The following is a 17,531-nucleotide window of genomic DNA, read 5'->3' on the forward strand; positions in this document are numbered from 1 at the left end:
TTCTAAGCTCTCTGTCGAGTTGTACATGGAAAAGGCCAAGGAGTTTGCATGGTGGTTCCCGGATTTAAAGTAGTCATGGCCTTGAGTGTCGTCACCCTGCTGACGGCTTGCGACGAGAAAAAACCCGTGCAGGAATACCTGCCACGGGTGTTCGTGCAAGTCGTCAAGCCGGCCGATTACGCGGTCCCGGTTACCCTCACCGGTGATATCCAGGCCCGGGTACAGACGGAGCTGTCTTTCCGCGTGGGTGGCAAGATCATCCAGCGCTCGGTCGACGTCGGTGATCGAGTGACCGCCAAGCAAGTGCTGGCCCGGCTCGACCCCAAGGATTTGCAGACCAATGTCGATTCGGCCCAGGCGCAAGTCGTCGCCGAACAGGCGCGGGTGACGCAAAGTGCGGCGGCGTTCGTGCGTCAGCAAAAATTGCTGCCCAAGGGTTACACCAGCCAGAGCGAGTACGACTCGGCCCAGGCAACTTTGCACAGCAGCCAGAGCGCCCTGAGCGCTGCCAAGGCGCAGTTGGCCAATGCCAAGGATCAGTTGAGCTATACGGCGCTGATCGCCGATGCACCGGGGATCATTACCGAGCGCCAGGCGGAAGTCGGCCAGGTGGTGCAGGCGACGATGCCGATCTTCAGCCTGGCCCGTGACGGCGACCGGGATGCGGTGTTCAACGTCTACGAATCGCTGCTGGCCGAGAAGCCGAGAGATCACACCATTGTCCTCAGCCTGGTCGATAACCCTGCGATCAAAACCACTGGCACCGTACGCGAAATCACCCCGGCGGTGTCGGCGCAATCCGGAACCGTGCAGGTCAAGGTCGGCCTCGACAAACTGCCCGACGGCATGCAGTTGGGTTCGGTGGTGAGTGCCACGGCCAGCGGATCGGGCAAGTCGGTCATCGAGTTGCCGTGGTCGGCGCTGACCAAAAACATCAGTGCCCCCGCTGTCTGGATTGTCGACGACAAGGGCAAGGCCCAATTGCATTCAGTCACGGTCGGCCGCTACCTGACCGGCAAGGTCATCATCAGCGGCGGGTTGAAGGACGGGGACAAAGTCATCATCGCCGGCGGACAACTCTTGCACCCGGACATGGAAGTCGAAATTGCCGAAAACACTTACAAGGATCTGACGTGGGGAGCCAAGCCATGAAGCCTTTATGGGCGTTGTCCATCGGGCTGGTGCTGAGCGCCTGTTCCAAAAACGAACCGCCGCCGGCGCCGGTACGGCCGGTGTTGTCGATCAAGGTCCAGACCTTGAGTGAAGAGGACCTGGGCCGCTTCGCCGGTAGCATCCAGGCGCGCTATGAAAGCAATACCGGCTTCCGCGTGGACGGGCGAATCGCCAGCCGTAACGTCGATGTCGGCGCCGAGGTGGAGAAGGGTACGCTGCTCGCCACCCTCGACCCTTCCGACCAGCAGAACCAATTGCGTTCGGCCCAGGGCGACCTGTCGAAAATTCAGGCGCAACTGATCAATGCCAAGGCCAGTGCCCTGCGCCAGCAAGCCCTGTTTGATCGTGGGGTCGGCGCGCAAGCGCAACTCGACGAGGCCAACACGGACCTCAAAACCACCCAGGCCTCCCTCGATCAGGCCCGGGCGGCCGTCAACCAGAGCAAGGACCAACTGGGCTACACCGAGCTGCGCGCCGACCATAAAGCCGTGGTCACCCAATGGAGCGCCGAGGCCGGGCAAGTGGTAACGGCCGGTCAGCAAGTGGTGACTCTGGCGCAACCGGACATCAAGGAAGCGGTGATCGACCTGCCCGATACCCTGGTCGATCAACTGCCCAGCGATGTGGTGTTTCTGGTCGCTGCGCAGCTGGATCCGAGCATCAACACCACCGCCATCATCCGTGAAATCGAACCTCAGGCTCAAAGCGCCACACGCACCCGTCGCGCCCGCCTGAGCCTGGCTGAAACACCAGATGGCTTTCGCCTCGGCACAGCCATCAGCGTCACCCTGAGCTCGGCGATCAAGCCGCGTATCGAGTTGCCTGTCACCGCGCTGCAGGAGGTCGATGGCAAGCCACGCATCTGGGTGATTGATGCACAGAGTAAAACCGTCTCCCCCCGTGACATCACCGTGATCAGCCGTACCGACAGCACCGTGGTGCTGGCTGGCGGCGTGAAGAACGGCGAGCGGGTGGTCAGTGCCGGTGTGAACAGCCTCAAGCCGGGGCAACAAGTGAAAATCGACGAGGACAGTCAATGAAAGGGCCTTTCAACCTCTCGGAATGGGCCCTCAAGCATCAGTCGTTCATCTGGTATCTGATGTTCGTCGCGTTGTTGATGGGTGTGTTCTCGTATTTCAACCTGGGGCGCGAAGAAGACCCTTCGTTCACCATCAAGACCATGGTGATCCAGAGCAAATGGCCGGGGGCGACCCAGGAGGAAACCCTCGAACAGATCACTGACAGGATCGAGAAGAAGCTCGAGGAGCTCGACTCCCTCGACTATGTGAAAAGCTACACGCGCCCCGGCGAATCGACGGTGTACGTGAACCTGCGCGACACCACCAGTGCCAAGGACATCCCGGAAATCTGGTACCAGGTGCGCAAGAAGATCAACGACATCAAATACCAGTTCCCGCAAGGCATACAGGGGCCGTCGTTCAACGACGAGTTCGGTGACGTCTTCGGGTCGATCTACGCCTTCACCGCCGACGGCCTGACCATGCGTCAGTTGCGCGACTACGTGGAACAGGCCCGCATGGAAATTCGCGGCGTGCCGGGGCTGGGCAAGATCGAAATGGTCGGCCAGCAGGACGAAGTGCTGTACCTGAACTTCTCCACGCGCAAACTCGCTGCGCTGGGCATCGATCAGCGTCAGGTGGTGCAGAGCCTGCAAACCCAGAACTCCGTGACCCCGGCGGGTGTCATCGAGGCCGGGCCGGAGCGGATTTCGGTGCGCACTTCGGGGCAGTTCGCTTCGGAGAAAGACCTGGCCGAGGTCAACCTCAAGCTCAATGACCGCTTCTATCGTCTGGCCGATATTGCCGAAATCAGCCGCGGCTACGTCGATCCGGCCTCGCCGGAATTCCGCTTCAACGGCAAACCGGCCATCGGCCTGGCGATTGCCATGCAGAAGGGTGGCAACGTCCAGGCGTTCGGCAAGGCCCTGCACACCCGTATCGACGAGTTGACCGCCGACCTGCCGGTCGGTGTCGGCATTGACAACGTCTCCGACCAGGCCGTGGTGGTGGAGGAGGCCGTTGGCGGCTTTACCAGCGCGTTGTTCGAGGCCGTGGTGATCGTACTGCTGGTCAGCTTCGTCAGCCTTGGCGTGCGTGCCGGGCTGGTGGTGGCGTGCTCGATCCCGTTGGTGCTGGCGATGGTGTTCGTATTCATGGAATACAGCGGCATCACCATGCAGCGGATTTCCCTCGGTGCACTGATCATCGCCCTCGGCCTGCTGGTGGACGATGCGATGATCACCGTGGAAATGATGGTTACGCGTCTGGAGTTGGGCGAGACCAAGGAGCAGGCGGCGACCTTCGCCTACACCTCCACGGCGTTCCCGATGCTCACCGGTACGCTGGTGACGGTGGCGGGCTTCGTGCCGATCGGCTTGAACGCCAGCTCGGCCGGTGAATACACCTACACTCTGTTTGCGGTGATTGCCTGCGCGATGCTGGTGTCGTGGGTGGTGGCGGTATTGTTTGCGCCGGTGATCGGCGTGCACATTCTCAGTACCAACGTGAAACCCCATGAAGGCGAACCCGGGCGTATCGGCAAGGCGTTCAACGGCGGGCTGCTGTGGTGCATGCGCAATCGCTGGTGGGCCATTGGCATCACCGTACTGTGCTTTGTACTGGCGGTGTTCAGCATGCGCTACGTGCAGAACCAGTTCTTCCCGTCTTCGGATCGGCCGGAAATTCTGGTGGACCTGAACCTGCCGCAAAACGCCTCGATCGACGAAACCCGCCGGGCCGTCGATCGCCTTGAAGCCACGCTCAAGGACGATCCGGACATCGTGCGCTGGAGCACCTACGTCGGCCAGGGTGCCATTCGCTTCTATCTGCCACTGGACCAGCAACTGCAAAACCCGTTCTACGCGCAGTTGGTGATCGTCAGCAAAGGTCATACCCGTGAGGCCATGATGCAGAAGCTCCGCGAGCGCTTGCGCAACGACTTCGTTGGCATCGGCAGTTATGTCCAGGCACTGGAAATGGGCCCGCCGGTAGGGCGTCCGATCCAGTACCGGGTCAGCGGCAAGGACGTCGACCAGGTGCGCCGACATGCCATTGACCTGGCCACTGAGCTGGACAAGAACCCGCACATTGGCGAGATCATCTACGACTGGAACGAACCGGGCAAAGTGCTGCGGATCGACATCGCCCAGGACAAGGCGCGGCAGTTGGGGTTGTCTTCGGAGGATGTGGCCAACCTGATGAACGGCATCGTCAGCGGCCAGTCGGTGACCCAGGTCGATGACGACATTTACCTGATCAACGTGGTCGGCCGCGCGGTGGATTCCGAACGCGGTACGCCGGAAACCCTGCAGAACCTGCAAATCGTCACGCCGAGTGGCACGTCGATTCCGCTGCTGGCGTTCGCCACGGTGCGCTACGAACTGGAGCAGCCGCTGGTGTGGCGTCGCGATCGCCTGCCGACCATCACCATCAAGGCGGCGATACGCGACGAGATCCAGCCGACGGACCTGGTGAAAATCCTCAAGCCGTCCATCGACGATTTCGCTGCCAAATTGCCGGCGGGCTACAAGGTCGCCACCGGTGGTACGGTGGAGGAAAGCGGCAAGGCCCAGGGACCGATTGCCAAGGTTGTGCCGCTGATGCTGTTCTTGATGGCGACCTTCCTGATGATCCAGCTGCACAGCGTGCAGAAGCTGTTCCTGGTGGCCAGCGTCGCGCCGCTGGGGCTGATCGGCGTGGTGATCGCGCTGGTGCCGACAGGCACGCCGATGGGCTTCGTGGCGATCCTCGGGATTCTGGCGCTGATCGGTATCATCATTCGCAACTCGGTGATCCTGGTGACCCAGATCGAGGAATACGAGCTGAAGGGTTATGCACCGTGGGATGCAGTGGTGCAGGCCACCGAACATCGGCGCCGGCCGATCCTGCTGACCGCGGCGGCGGCGAGCATGGGGATGATCCCGATTGCCCGGGAAGTGTTCTGGGGGCCGATGGCCTACGCGATGATCGGCGGGATCGTCATCGCTACCTTGCTGACGCTGCTGTTTTTGCCGGCGCTGTATGTGGCCTGGTACAAGATTCGCGAGCCGAAGAAAGACGCTGTTTAAAAAGCGAGCGCTTCGCGCTCATCGCGAGCAAGCTCGCTCCCACAGGTTGACCGCAATCCACTGTGGGAGCGAGCTTGCTCGCGATGGCGTCCGAATGGGCTACACAGCTTTACGCCAGACACTCGCCAACCAAGGCTGTTGCTCCCGCGGCAGCCCTGTCGGCCGGTAGTAATGCTCCAGCTCCACAAACCCCGCCTCGATCAACAAATGCTGCCAGGCCGCCAGGTCGTGATACGACCCATAACGCGGCCCGTTCCAGCCTTCCTGATTCTCGCCACGGGGATTGGAACTGAACAACACCCCACCCGGTTTCAGCGCTCCCCACAACTGCTTCAACACCCGTGGTAATTCCTGACGCGGAACATGAAACAGCACCGCGTTGGCAAAAATCCCGTCGAAACGCTCGGCCGGCAGATCAAGCTTCAAAAAGTCCTGCTGCCAGACCTCGCAACCGCTGTCCTCACGGGCCATCTGCGCGAGTTTTTCCGAACCGTCGAGGCCGACAGCCCTGTGGCCCATGCGGGTGAAGGTTTGCAAATCCCGACCCGGCCCGCAGCCGAAATCGAGAATATCGAAAGGCGCCTCGCCCTGAATGTGCCGCAGCAGGGCATCGATGTTCTGGCTGACGTCGTGATCGCGGGTGCCTTCACGGAAGTCTTCGGCCACTGCGTTGTAATGGCCCAGGGTGGTGGCGGTGATCTGTTCGAGGTCGTCGGGTGTTTGCTTCATGGTCGGCTGCGCGGGCAAGTGGGATGGGTCGAATATACGCCATCATGCCGGGGGCTGCTTCGCAGCCCATCGCGAGCAAGCTCGCTCCCACAATGATTCGCGCCGTGCACAAATTTGGCCTGCACTGAGGATCAACTGTGGGAGCGAGCTTGCTCGCGATGGCGTTGGTACTGACAACAGATGGCTCAGCCCTTTTTCATCCCCAGACATTCAATGGAGTGATCCACCATCGCCTTGGCAATCTCCAGCAAATGCCAGATCGAGTACACCATCGCACGGTCGGCGCCCTTGAGTTGATCGCCACACTGATACGCCGTGACTGAAGCGCAACGCAGCAGATCGGCAACATAGAGCTGGGTGTCTTCGAAGCTCACGTCTTTGCTGACGTTGTAGAAGCGCAGTTCATCGGGGCGGGTGGGTTGATCGCCGGTCAGGTAAAAATCAATCGCACGGTAGAGCGCTGATCGATCCCTGGTTTCGTCGGTGGATGTTTCCGGAGGTGGATCGGGTACGGATTTTTCCATGAGTGTCACTCCTATTGCTGCATGGGAGCCATCACTTATCGCCTACTAAACGATTGGGTGGCGGCTGTACGCAGGTTAGTAGGCCGGTCAATAGGAAAACCGGTGCACCCGAGGATGCCCCACGCACAGCCACCATATTCTGCATGCGGCAAAGTCGCCGGACATGAGCATGGAATCGCTATGCGCCTATTGTTCCGGGCTACTAAACCCGATCACTGATGAGCAGTGACGGACCGAGACTAGCCACCGGATTTGGCAGGCGCAAGCGAGCGAAATGATCTAGGAAATGTCCTGCAAAGGAAAGGGAACGGGCCTTCGGAAACGCTGATTTCTTTGTACGAAATATCGCCAGGATCGCCACTCATGTAGGAGCGAGCTTGCTCGCGAAAAACCTGAGGGCGCCACGGGGAATCTGGCTTCCCGCGTTATCGTTGACCTCCATCGCGAGCAGGCTCGCTCCTACAGGGCTACCGCTTGTTGAGGCCCCGCGCCAACCGATCCCCACCGAGCTGAATCACCGCCACCAACGCCACCAGCAACACAATCACCGTCAACATGATCTGGCTATCAAACCGCTGATACCCATACCGATAGGCAATGTCCCCCAGTCCACCGGCGCCAATCGCCCCGGCCATGGCCGAGGAGTTGATCATCGTCACCAGGGTGATGGTGAACCCGCCAACAATCCCCGGCAGCGCTTCCGGCAACAACACATGCCAGACGATGTGCCAGCGCCGGCAGCCCATGGCTTGCGCCGCTTCGACCAAGCCGTGGTCGACCTCGCGCAAGCTGACTTCGGCAATGCGCGCAAAGAAAGGCGTAGCGGCGATGGTCAACGGCACCACCGCGGCCCACACGCCGTAAGTGGTGCCGACGATGAGCCGGGTGAACGGAATCAAAGCGACCATCAGGATCAGGAAAGGCACCGAGCGGAACAGGTTCACGAATGCGCCCAAAGCGCGGTTCAGCGCTGGCGCTTCGTAGATGCCGCCCTTGGAACTGGTGACCAGGATCACTGCCAGCGGAATGCCCGCCAACAGCGCGATCAACGACGACACGCCGACCATCAGGAAGGTGTCGATAAAGCCCTGCAGCAAGCGATCAAACCACATAACCCAGTACCTCCACCTGTTGCGCCCAATGAGAGGCGCGCTGACACAACTCCTCGGCATCGAGGGACGAGCCGGTCACCGCCAGCAGCAGTTGCCCAAGCGCATGGCCCTGAATCCGTTCCACACCGCCTTGCAACAATCGCACGCGGCCTCCGAGGGCGCTGAACAGTGCCGCCAGATCCGGTTCGTCGCGTTGGCTGCCGGTGAACTGCAAGCGCAGGACCACAGCGGCGTCGCAGGCATTCGATTGCGCCAACAGACGGCTTTGCAGTTCTTGCGGCAATGCGTGTTGCAACGGCGCCAGCAATGTCTTGCTGACCTCATGCTGTGGATTGCCGAACACTTCCCAGACCGGGCCTTGCTCGACGATTCTCCCGTGCTCCAGCACCACCACCCGATCACAGATTTCACGGATCACCGCCATCTCGTGGGTGATCAGTACAATGGTCAGGCCCAGGCGTTGATTGATCTCGCGCAGCAGGCCGAGAATCGACTGCGTAGTCTCCGGGTCCAGTGCCGAGGTGGCTTCGTCACACAGCAAAATTTCCGGGTCATGCACCAGTGCCCGGGCAATGCCCACGCGCTGTTTCTGCCCGCCGGACAACTGCGCCGGGTAAGCCTTGTGTTTGGCTTGCAAGCCGACCAGTTCCAGCAGTTCACGGACTTTGCGCTCGCGTTGTTCCTTGGGCACGCCAGCGACTTTCAACGGCAGTTCGACGTTCTGCCAAACGGTCTTGGCCGACATCAGGTTGAAGTGCTGGAAGATCATGCCGATGCGCCGACGCAGCGCCACCAGTCGGTCTTCGTCGAACTCGCCGATGTCCACTTGATCGATCAGTACCCGACCGCTGCTCGGCTGTTCCAGGCGATTGATGGTGCGGATCAGCGACGACTTGCCGGCGCCGCTGCGGCCGATGATGCCGAACACTTCGCCGCGCTGGATCGCCAGGTCGATGCCGTGCAACGCGGCCACCGGTCCTTGCTGGCCGTTGTAGGTTTTACCCAAGCCGATGAAGCGTACGTGGGCATGGTTGAGTTCGGGATGCAGCTCAGTGCGCTCTGCGCTTTGCGGCTCTGGAATCTCCAGTCGCCGTTGGATGGCGGCGGTCATGCTCAGCTTTCCCAGCCGGCTTGATAGAGCTTGCCGTGGGCTTTATCCAGTGCGGCGCGCACAGCCGGCGAGTGCTGGTAGATGTCGACGAACTTGATCAGGCGCGGGTCGGTTTTGCTCTTGGGCTGGATCACGAACTGAATCACGTATTCCTTGTGATCGAGGCCGTCGAACAGCAGCGCGGAGCCCGCGTCGAAGGTTTTCGACAAGCGAATGTAGGCCGGGTAGCCCTGCACCAGATCAGCATCGTCATAGGCGCGTACCAGTTGCACGGCTTCGACCTGGAGGATTTTGATGTGCTTCGGGTTGGCGATGATGTCTTCTTCGGTGGCCTTGTAGCCGACGCCGGGCTTGAGGGTGATCAGACCGGCCTTGGCCAGCAGCTGCAAGCCACGACCGCTGTTGATCGGATCGTTGGCGATGGCCACGCTGGCGCCTTGGGGCAACTCGTCGAAGCTTTTGTATTTCTTCGAGTAGAGACCGACGTTGTTGATGATCCCCGGCGCGAATGGCACCAAGTCGAAACCCGACGCAGCCTTGGCGTTTTCCAGGAACGGGATGTGTTGGAAGTAGTTCACGTCGATGTCGCCTGAAGCCAGGCTGACGTTCGGCGCGATCCAGTCGCTGAACTCCACCAGTTCGACCTTCAGGCCTTGTTTGCCGGCTTCTTCGACCGCTGCTTCCAGGGGGATGGCGAAAGCGGCGGTGGTGCCGATTTTCAGCGGGGCGTCGGCGGCGAAGGTCACCGAGCTGAACAGGCCGAGGGCCAGGGCCAGTGCTTTGACTGGGTGGGAGAGGTAGTTCTTTTTCATGATGAGTTATCCAGTCAGTGCATTAAATTTGTGGTGTCTGTTCGGGCCTCATCGCGAGCAAGCTCGCTCCCACAGTGGATCTCGGGTGTTCACACAATCCCTGTGGGAGCGAGCTTGCTCGCGATGCTTTTAGCGTCGGTAAGTCGAGCCGGTATGTTGCTCAGGCAGATGCGCCTCTCGCTGAAACAGCTTTTCGCGCAAGGTCCCGTCGTCGTACGCGGTCTTGTAAGAGCCCCGCCGTTGCAACTCGGGGATCACCAGCTCGATGAAGTCCTCATAGCTTTCCGGCGTGACGATGCGGGTCAGGTTGAAACCATCCAGCCCGGTCTCGGCGATCCACGATTCCAGTTCATCCGCCACTTGCTGCGGTGAACCGACCACGGTGATGTAGCGACCGCCGAGGGCGTGTTGTTCGAGTAATTTGCGTCGGGTCCAGTCGTTGTTTTGCAGGTGTTTGGTGGCGGACTGGATGGCGTTGCTCTTCACGTACTGGATCGGCTCGTCGATTTCGTACTGAGAAAAATCGATCCCGGTGGACGCCGAAAAGTGCGCCACGCCGGCCTCGGCACTGGCGTAGCTCAGGTACTCGGCGTGCTTGGCCCAGGCCAGCTCCTCGGTGGCGCCAACGATCACGTTCAGGCCCATGAACACCTTGATGTCCTCGGGATTGCGCCCGGCTTCGACGGCGCTGGCGCGCACCTTGTCCACCTGCGCCTTGGTCGATGCCTTGGTCTGGCCACTGATGAACACGCACTCGGCATGTCGCCCGGCAAACAATAAGCCGCGATCCGAGCTGCCGGCCTGGAACAGCACCGGCGTGCGCTGGGGCGAGGGTTCGCACAGGTGATAACCCTCGACCTGATAGAACTCGCCCTTGTGCTCGACCTTGTGCACTTTGTCCGGCTGCGCGTAGATCCGTTGCTGTGGATCGTTGAGCACCGCGCCGTTTTCCCAACTGCCTTCCAGGAGTTTGTAGAGCACCTCCAGGTACTCATCGGCCTGGTCATAACGACGGTCATGCTCGACCTGTTCGCTCAGGCCCATGGCCTTGGCGGCGCTGTCGAGATAGCCGGTGACGATGTTCCAGCCGACCCGCCCACGGCTCAGGTGATCCAGGGTCGACAGGCGGCGGGCGAACAGATACGGCGCTTCGTAGGTGAGGTTGGCGGTCAGGCCGAAACCGAGGTTTTTCGTCACCGCCGCCATGGCCGAGACCAGCAGCAGCGGATCGTTGACCGGCAACTGGATCGACTCTTTCAACGGCACGTCCACCGAGCTCTGGTAGACGTCGTAGACCCCGACGATGTCGGCGATGAACAGGCCGTCGAACAGCCCGCGCTCCAGCAACTGCGCCAGTTCGGTCCAGTACTCGAGGGTGTTGTAGCGGGTTGATGTGTCGCGCGGGTGCGTCCACAAACCGTGGTTGATGTGCCCGATGCAGTTCATGTTGAACGCGTTGAGCAGGATCTTCTTTTTCGCGGCGGTCATCAAATGGTCCCCCGCAGTGGCGGGTTTTCATCGTTGAGGTAGTAATTGCCGACAGCGTGGTACTTCCAGCGCACCGGGTCGTGCAGGGTGTGCACCCGGGCGTTGCGCCAGTGGCGATCCAGGCTGTGCTCAATCAGGGTCGCCTGGCTGCCGGCCAGTTCGAACAGTGTGCTGCCGGCGGCCAGGGAGATTTCGGTGCTGAGGGCGCGTGCTTCGGCGACGGCAATCGAGGCGGCCGCGACGGTCTCGGCCTGCGTGTCGGCCTGGGCCTTGTCGAGGAATTCACCGGCACGTTCCAGCAGCGCCTCGGCGGCATGCAGGCGAATGCTCAGGTGGCCGAAGCTCTTGAGGGTCAGCGGATCGTCCGTGGCTTTTTCGTGGGTGGCGTCGATCCAGGGCCGGGTTTTCGTGCGCACGAAATGCAGCGCATCTTCATACGCGGCGCGGGCGATGCCGGTGTCGATGGCGGCATGGAGAATCTGCGCCAGCGGGCCGACCGGGGTCGGGCGCTCGAAAGCGCTTTGAAAGGGGATCACATCTTCGGCAGCGACGTAGACATCTTCGAACACCACCGAACCGCTGCCGGTGGTGCGCTGGCCGAAGCCGCTCCAGTCGTCGATCACGCTCAGGCCCTTGCTGTTGCGCGGGACGAACGCCAGTTGCTGCACGCCGTTTTCATCCACCACCGAGGTAGGAATGCGCTGGGCGTAGATCGCGCCCGTGGCGTAGAACTTGCGACCGTTGATGCGATAGCCGCTGGCGTCGCGAGTCAGGCTCGTGACGCGATCGTGTGCGGTTTTAGTGCCGAGTTCGGCCAACGCATTGCCGAAACGTTGACCGGCCAAAACTTCGGCGTACAGGCGTTGCTTCTGCTCGTGGCTGCCGTTCACCCGCAGTACTTCGAGGGCATAGAAATGGTTTTGCGGAATTTGCCCCAGGGAGCCGTCGGCCCGGGCGATCAAGGCGATGACCTTGGCCAGGGTGACGTTGGAAACGCCGGCGCCGCCATACTCTTTTGGCACGCTGATGCCCCACAGGCCCGATCGGGAAAACACTTCCAGTTCCGGGTGTGGCAAGCGGCGTAAACGGTCGCGTGTGGCGCTGTCGCGTTTGAAGTCTTCGGCGAGGTCGCTGGCGACGATCAGAGCTTGTTCATCGCTGGCGATGACCGCGACGTGGTGAGAACTTGTCATATGTTTCTCCAGATGTCTGGTCGTCAGATCCAGGAATGGCGATTAGGCAGCGTGCCGTTGAGGCGATAGGCGCCGACCGCGTGATACTTCCAGCGCACCGGGTCGTGCAGGGTGTGCACCCGGGCGTTGCGCCAGTGGCGGTCGAGGTTGAATTCGGCGAGGGTCGCGCGGCTGCCGGCCAGTTCGAGCAGCTTTTCGCTGGCCAGCAACGAAATCTCGGTGGTCAGCACTTTGGCTTCGGCCACGGCAATCGAGGCGCGGGCGGCGGACTCGGCGGTGAGCGGTGCGGCGCTGACGTCATCGAGCACTTGCCCGGCCTTGCGCAGCAGTGCTTCGGCGGCGTGCAGTTCGATTTTCAACCTGCCGATATCGGCGATCACGTACAGGTCATCACTGGCCCGCTCGACCTTGGCGTCGATCCATGGCCGGGCGCGGGTTTTCACGAAGTCGATGGCGTCGTCGATGGCGCCTCGGGCGATACCGGCGTCGATGGCCGCTTGAATCAGCTGCGAGACGGCACCCTGGATGTTCGGCGATTCGTTGATCCGCCAGTTATCCACCACCAGTTCGGGGTCGGCCTGCACGTTGTTGAGCAAAATCGTGCCGCTGGCGGTGGTGCGCTGACCAAAACCGGACCAGTCATCGACAATGCGCAATCCCGGTGTGCCACGACGGATGAACGCCAGCACCTGCTTGCCATCGTCGTTCAACGCTTTGACCGCAACCCAATGAGCGAACAGTGCGCCGGTGGAATAGAACTTCTGGCCATTGAGGACGCCGTCAGCGGTGATGCGCGCCTTCAGTTCCAGGGTGTTTTTGGTGCCGCGTTCCGGCCCGGCATTGCCGATGCGCCAGCCTTCCAGGACGCTTTTGAACAGTTGTTGTTTCTGCGCTTCGGTGGCGCTGCCGAGCACCAGGTTAAGAATGCCGAACTGGTTTTGCGGGATCTGCCCAAGCGCCGGGTCGGCGGCGGAAATGATCGCGAAGACCTCGGCCAGGGTGACGAACGAAACCTGCGGGCCACCGTACTCGCGGGGGATGGAAATACTGCCCAGGCCGCTGCGGGTGAACTGCTCGATTTCCGACCATGGGAGCTTGCGCTGCTGGTCTCGTTTGGCTGCTTGCTGGCGGGCGACTTGCGCCAGTTCGTGGGCCGCCTTGATGGCTTGAGCGTCGTTGCGCAAGATTTGTGCGGGCAACAACAGCGGGGCGATGTCCAGGTCACTCTGGACGATTGCATCTGCCAGACTGGACATCAGTGCCGCTCCTTGGCTGCACGCAATGCCCTGGCGATCTGCACTGGGGTGATTGTGTTCCGGACCATACCTACCTCACATCTTATGGAAGCGCCGCTTGTGGCGGCGCATGAAAACAAGGATGTCCGGTGGTCCGGTGTATATACCCTAAACGTGTATAAATATTTTATGAACTAACTTTTAGGAATATGTATAGAAGGGTGTTCTCGAGGGATAGCGCAATCCCTGTGGCGAGGGGGCTTGCCCCCGTTCGACTGCGCAGCAGTCGCAAAACCTTTCTCCACGATTTATTTGAATGGACTCAATTGCAGGGTTTTGGGGGCGCTGCGCACCCCAACGGGGGCAAGCCCCCTCGCCACAGAAGCGGTATTCATTACTTGCGGGATTCGGCGGCCTTGAGCACTTTTTTTGGGGGGACTTTCAGATAAGGATTGGCGCAACCGATTTTCAGCGTACGGGCCGGCGCCCAGCGGGAGTTGTTTCCAACCCGGTCGAGAATGCAGTACGTCACTTCCAACCGCAGGTCTTCGCCGGCTTCGAGGATGATGGCCGGCGGTATCCAGACCTGAATCGGCTGACCCACATCGGCGGCCTTGAGCCGTGGCAGATCCATGCGCACATCGCCCCAGCGCAGGGTGATTTCGTCGTCGACGGCCATGTTCAGGTACGGCTCGATGGTCAAGGGAACACCGCGCTTGACCTGGCTTGGATTGACCCCCTGACGGCGAATCGCCTCGGGAATGCTCACCGGTGCCAGGCACTGGTTTTCATCGCCGCACAGCGCGGAGGGTTGGCCGCCTGGGCAGTCGAGTTTGATCTGCACGTTTCGGCTGGCCGAAATCACCGGGTCTCGACCCACCTGCATGACCCGGTAGTGAATGCGCGAGGTCCCGTTGGCGACAAAACTTTCAGGCACCCGCAGCTGCACCGGTTGGCCGACAGCGCTGGCCGTCAGCACGCGGGAGGCCACGTAGCAGTTGTCCCAGAACAGTTCGATCAGGTCACCTTCGTCCATGGCGGGGTAGGGCGCCACATCGATCAGCAGGTGCGCCGCGCAAGTGACGTTGATGCCGGTCTTGTTGGATTGCGCCAAGGTCGGGGCCACAAGCGCGGATTTGTTCGAGGTGCTTTTCATGAAGTCTCCTTGAAGTCTTGCAGCGAAGTCCGTTTCTGGGAATTCAAAAACTAAATATCGAACAGCAAAACCATTCATTATTTTTAATTGAAATAATGAGTTTGGCGTGAAGAGTGATGTTGGTCGGAGACTAGATAAGAGTCAGGGGGAGCAAGTGTCAATAAGATTTATTAGTTGTGGGTGATGCGTGATGTTATTCAGAAAGTTCCTACGGCGCAAAGTAAGTAAACCATGCCGCTGCGTCGAATTTGTCCGCTGAAAGTGGCTGAAGTCGGGCGGCTCGGCGGGCGTTGTTGGCCAGGTGCTGCGAAAGGAACATGGTGGAGATAGGAAGGGTTAATTGTTGCGGCGCATATATATGTACCGCGTGCGCGTACAAAATATGGATATAGAATAGATGGGTTTAGTTTGGTATTGATGAGGTGTTTTTTTTCGGGGGTGTCACTTCCGTCCATGGAAGATGACCATTGTTGAGCAGGGTTGTTAGTTGTGGGCGTTATTCAGAAACTTGCTGAGAAACTGTTTTGTCCGCTCCTCTTTCGGATTGGCAAACAATGCCTTCGCTTCGCCTTGCTCGACGATCACACCCTTGTCGAAAAACACCACCCGGTTGGCCACGTCCCGGGCAAAACCCATTTCGTGGGTGACGATCACCATGGTGCGTTTCTCTTCGGCCAGGCCGCGGATGGTCGCCAACACCTCGCCCACCAACTCCGGGTCGAGGGCCGAGGTCGGCTCATCGAACAGGATCACTTCCGGCTCCATCGCCAGCGCCCGGGCAATCGCCACGCGCTGTTGCTGGCCACCGGAGAGGCGACGCGGGTAAGCGTCCTCCTTGCCCGCCAGGCCGACCTTGGCCAAGAGCTTCTTACCCAGGGCAACGGCGTCGGCATGTGGGGTCTTCTTGACCACGATCGGGCCTTCGATGACGTTTTCCAGGGCGGTGCGATGGGGGAACAGGTTGAAGTTCTGGAACACGAAACCTACGTGCTGGCGCAAACGCCGCACCAGGCTCTGCTGCTGGTTCAGGGGACGGCTGGTATCGACCTCGATATCGCCGACCTTGATCCGGCCGCTGGTGGGTTCTTCCAGAAAATTCAGGCAGCGCAGGAAGGTGGTCTTGCCCGAACCGCTAGGGCCGATGATCGCGACCACCTCGCCTTCCTTGACCTCAAGATCGATGCCGTTGAGCACGATTTGACCCTTGAACTGCTTTGTCAGTTTTTCCACGACAATCATCGGGTCAGGACTCCTGGTCGTGCCGATTGACCCGCGCTTCCAACTGGTTCTGCAGGTGCGACAGCACCGTGGCCAGGACCCAGTAGATCAGTGCGGCGGCAAGATACATGGTGAAGATTTCGAAGGTGCGGGCGGTGATCAGCTGCGCCTGACGGAACAGTTCCGGCACCTGGATGGTAGCGGCCAGCGCAGTGTCCTTGACCAGCGAAATGAAGCTGTTGCCCAGCGGCGGCAATGCGGTGCGCATCGCCTGCGGCAAGATGGCCCGGCGCAAGGTCTGCGCGCGGGTCATGCCGATACTGGCAGCCGCTTCCCACTGGCCGCGCTCGATGGAGCTGATCGCGGCACGCAGGATTTCACAGGCGTAGGCGGCCATGTTCAGCGAGAAGCCGATCAGGGCCGCTGGCAGCGGATCCAGTTCCAGACCCAATTGCGGCAAGCCGTAATAGATCACGAACAGTTGCACCAGCAACGGCGTGCCGCGAAAGAACGACACGTAGATGCGGGCGATCCAGCTCACCAGTTTGAAGCGCGACAGGCGCATCAGCGCCAGACCGAACCCCATCACCAGGCCGAAGAACATCCCGCCCAGGCTGAGGATGACCGTGTAATACGCGCCCTTGAGCAGAAAGGGCGCGGAGTCCAGTGCGAGTTGAAAAGCTTCTTCCATTATTGAGTGACGTCAGCGCTGAAGTATTTTTCCGAAAGCTTTTTCAGCGTACCGTCGGCGCGCAGCTTGTCGATGGCTTTGTTCACAGCTGCCAGCAGCTCAGGCTCGCCTTTGCGCAGGGCAATACCGGCTTCCTGACGGGAGAACGCATCACCGGCGGCGGTGGTGTCCTTGGCTTTCTTGGCGTATTCCAGCGCGGCCAGGCGGTCGATCAGAATGGCGTCGATGCGGCCGACACGCAGGTCCTGGAACTTGGTCGGATCATCTTCGTAGGTGCGGACGTCAGCCTTAGGCACATTTTCTTTCACCCACTGCTCGTAGTTGGTGCCCAGGCCTACGCCGACTTTCTTGCCAGACAGGTCGGCGGCGGACTTGATGTTCAGCTCGGCGGCCTTCTTCGTCAGCACCAGCGCCTGAATACCGGAAACGGTGTACGGCTCGGAGAAGTCATACTTCTTCTTGCGCTCTTCGGAGATGGTCACCTGGTTGATCACTGCGTCCAGACGCTTGGATTCCAGGGCCGCGAGGATGCCGTCCCATTTGGTCGGTTGCAGCTTGACCTTCACGCCCAGCTCTTTGGCCAGGGCTTCGGAGAACTCGACTTCGAAGCCGGCCAGTTTGCCGTCGGCGTCGACGAAACTGAACGGTGGGTAGGTGCCTTCCAGGCCGACGTTGATCACGCCTTTGTCCTTGATTTGTTGCAGTTGCTCACCGGCAACCGCCTGGCCAATCAGGCCGGCGCTCAGTGCCAGGCCCAGCGAACCCACCAGCAGATTGCGACGTAGTGCGGAAAAATTCATGACAAGCCCCTGTGTTTTCTTATGGAAGACGCATTTGCGAAAATTTGGCGAAATCGGGAATTAAGCGACAGCGCTATCCTGCCTTAAAGCAGCGTATGCGTCTCTCGGGAAATTCGCCTGTAGCATGACTATATGATGGCGTTTTTAGATTGGAAAATAATAATTAATCTTCTGGTTATTCCATTTTGGAATAGCTTGTGTT

The 17,531-nt window shown here is 60.3% G+C and carries 15 protein-coding genes; 3 read left to right on the top strand and 12 right to left on the bottom strand.

Annotated features, from left to right (window positions below; all coding sequences use genetic code 11):
• Positions 1-48 precede the first annotated feature (48 nt).
• Genes PSJE_RS20620 through PSJE_RS20630 form a run of 3 tightly spaced genes read left to right on the top strand, consistent with a single transcriptional unit; the run spans position 49 to position 5,260 of the window.
• Positions 49-1,152 carry an efflux RND transporter periplasmic adaptor subunit gene (locus tag PSJE_RS20620; protein ID WP_057712492.1) on the top strand — a complete coding sequence of 368 codons (1,104 nt, stop codon included), beginning with the start codon at positions 49-51 and terminating at the stop codon, positions 1,150-1,152.
• Entirely contained in the window at positions 1,149-2,213 is a 1,065-nt protein-coding gene (locus PSJE_RS20625) for an efflux RND transporter periplasmic adaptor subunit (protein ID WP_057712491.1), read from the top strand. The genes PSJE_RS20620 and PSJE_RS20625 overlap by 4 nt, the downstream gene beginning before the upstream one ends.
• Positions 2,210-5,260 carry an efflux RND transporter permease subunit gene (locus PSJE_RS20630; RefSeq protein ID WP_090452473.1) on the top strand — a complete coding sequence of 1,017 codons (3,051 nt, stop codon included), beginning with the start codon at positions 2,210-2,212 and terminating at the stop codon, positions 5,258-5,260. The genes PSJE_RS20625 and PSJE_RS20630 overlap by 4 nt, the downstream gene beginning before the upstream one ends.
• Before the next feature lie 99 nt (positions 5,261-5,359).
• Here the strand turns inward: PSJE_RS20630 and PSJE_RS20635 are convergent, their stop codons facing one another.
• The 12 genes from PSJE_RS20635 to tcyJ form a co-directional block, all read right to left on the bottom strand.
• A complete protein-coding gene (locus PSJE_RS20635) occupies positions 5,360-5,989 on the bottom strand; it encodes a class I SAM-dependent methyltransferase (RefSeq protein ID WP_090452475.1) in 630 nt (209 codons plus the stop codon).
• A 185-nt stretch (positions 5,990-6,174) separates the two neighbouring features.
• The gene (locus PSJE_RS20640; protein WP_090452477.1) at positions 6,175-6,513 is read right to left on the bottom strand and encodes a DUF6124 family protein; all 339 of its coding nucleotides are present in this window, start codon (positions 6,511-6,513) and stop codon (positions 6,175-6,177) included.
• A 467-nt stretch (positions 6,514-6,980) separates the two neighbouring features.
• Positions 6,981-7,625 (bottom strand): methionine ABC transporter permease, encoded by a 645-nt coding sequence (locus tag PSJE_RS20645; RefSeq protein WP_057712488.1) that lies wholly within the window; start codon positions 7,623-7,625, stop codon positions 6,981-6,983.
• A complete protein-coding gene (locus PSJE_RS20650; RefSeq protein WP_090452479.1) occupies positions 7,615-8,736 on the bottom strand; it encodes a methionine ABC transporter ATP-binding protein in 1,122 nt (373 codons plus the stop codon). Before PSJE_RS20650 ends, PSJE_RS20645 begins: the two co-directional genes overlap by 11 nt.
• A gap of 2 nt (positions 8,737-8,738) precedes the next feature.
• Positions 8,739-9,548, bottom strand: coding sequence for a MetQ/NlpA family ABC transporter substrate-binding protein (locus tag PSJE_RS20655; protein WP_056726939.1), 810 nt, complete (start codon positions 9,546-9,548; stop codon positions 8,739-8,741).
• A 129-nt stretch (positions 9,549-9,677) separates the two neighbouring features.
• A complete protein-coding gene (locus tag PSJE_RS20660; RefSeq protein WP_090452481.1) occupies positions 9,678-11,036 on the bottom strand; it encodes an LLM class flavin-dependent oxidoreductase in 1,359 nt (452 codons plus the stop codon).
• Positions 11,036-12,229: an SfnB family sulfur acquisition oxidoreductase gene (locus PSJE_RS20665; protein WP_090452483.1), complete on the bottom strand. Its 1,194-nt coding sequence runs from the start codon at positions 12,227-12,229 to the stop codon at positions 11,036-11,038. Before PSJE_RS20665 ends, PSJE_RS20660 begins: the two co-directional genes overlap by 1 nt.
• Before the next feature lie 23 nt (positions 12,230-12,252).
• Positions 12,253-13,485 (bottom strand): SfnB family sulfur acquisition oxidoreductase, encoded by a 1,233-nt coding sequence (locus tag PSJE_RS20670; protein WP_090452485.1) that lies wholly within the window; start codon positions 13,483-13,485, stop codon positions 12,253-12,255.
• A gap of 373 nt (positions 13,486-13,858) precedes the next feature.
• Complete coding sequence (locus PSJE_RS20675; RefSeq protein ID WP_090452487.1) at positions 13,859-14,620, bottom strand: hypothetical protein; 762 nt, start codon at positions 14,618-14,620, stop codon at positions 13,859-13,861.
• A gap of 483 nt (positions 14,621-15,103) precedes the next feature.
• Positions 15,104-15,859, bottom strand: coding sequence for an L-cystine ABC transporter ATP-binding protein TcyN (tcyN, locus tag PSJE_RS20680; RefSeq protein ID WP_057712481.1), 756 nt, complete (start codon positions 15,857-15,859; stop codon positions 15,104-15,106).
• Positions 15,860-15,863: 4 nt separating this feature from the next.
• On the bottom strand, positions 15,864-16,529 hold the full coding sequence (gene tcyL / locus PSJE_RS20685; RefSeq protein WP_007983131.1) for a cystine ABC transporter permease: 666 nt from the start codon (positions 16,527-16,529) through the stop codon (positions 15,864-15,866).
• Positions 16,529-17,329, bottom strand: coding sequence for a cystine ABC transporter substrate-binding protein (gene tcyJ / locus PSJE_RS20690; RefSeq protein ID WP_090452489.1), 801 nt, complete (start codon positions 17,327-17,329; stop codon positions 16,529-16,531). Before tcyJ ends, tcyL begins: the two co-directional genes overlap by 1 nt.
• Between the last annotated feature and the right edge of the window lie 202 nt (positions 17,330-17,531).

The sequence above is a fragment of the Pseudomonas jessenii genome (assembly GCF_002236115.1).
Classification (GTDB): domain Bacteria; phylum Pseudomonadota; class Gammaproteobacteria; order Pseudomonadales; family Pseudomonadaceae; genus Aquipseudomonas; species Aquipseudomonas jessenii.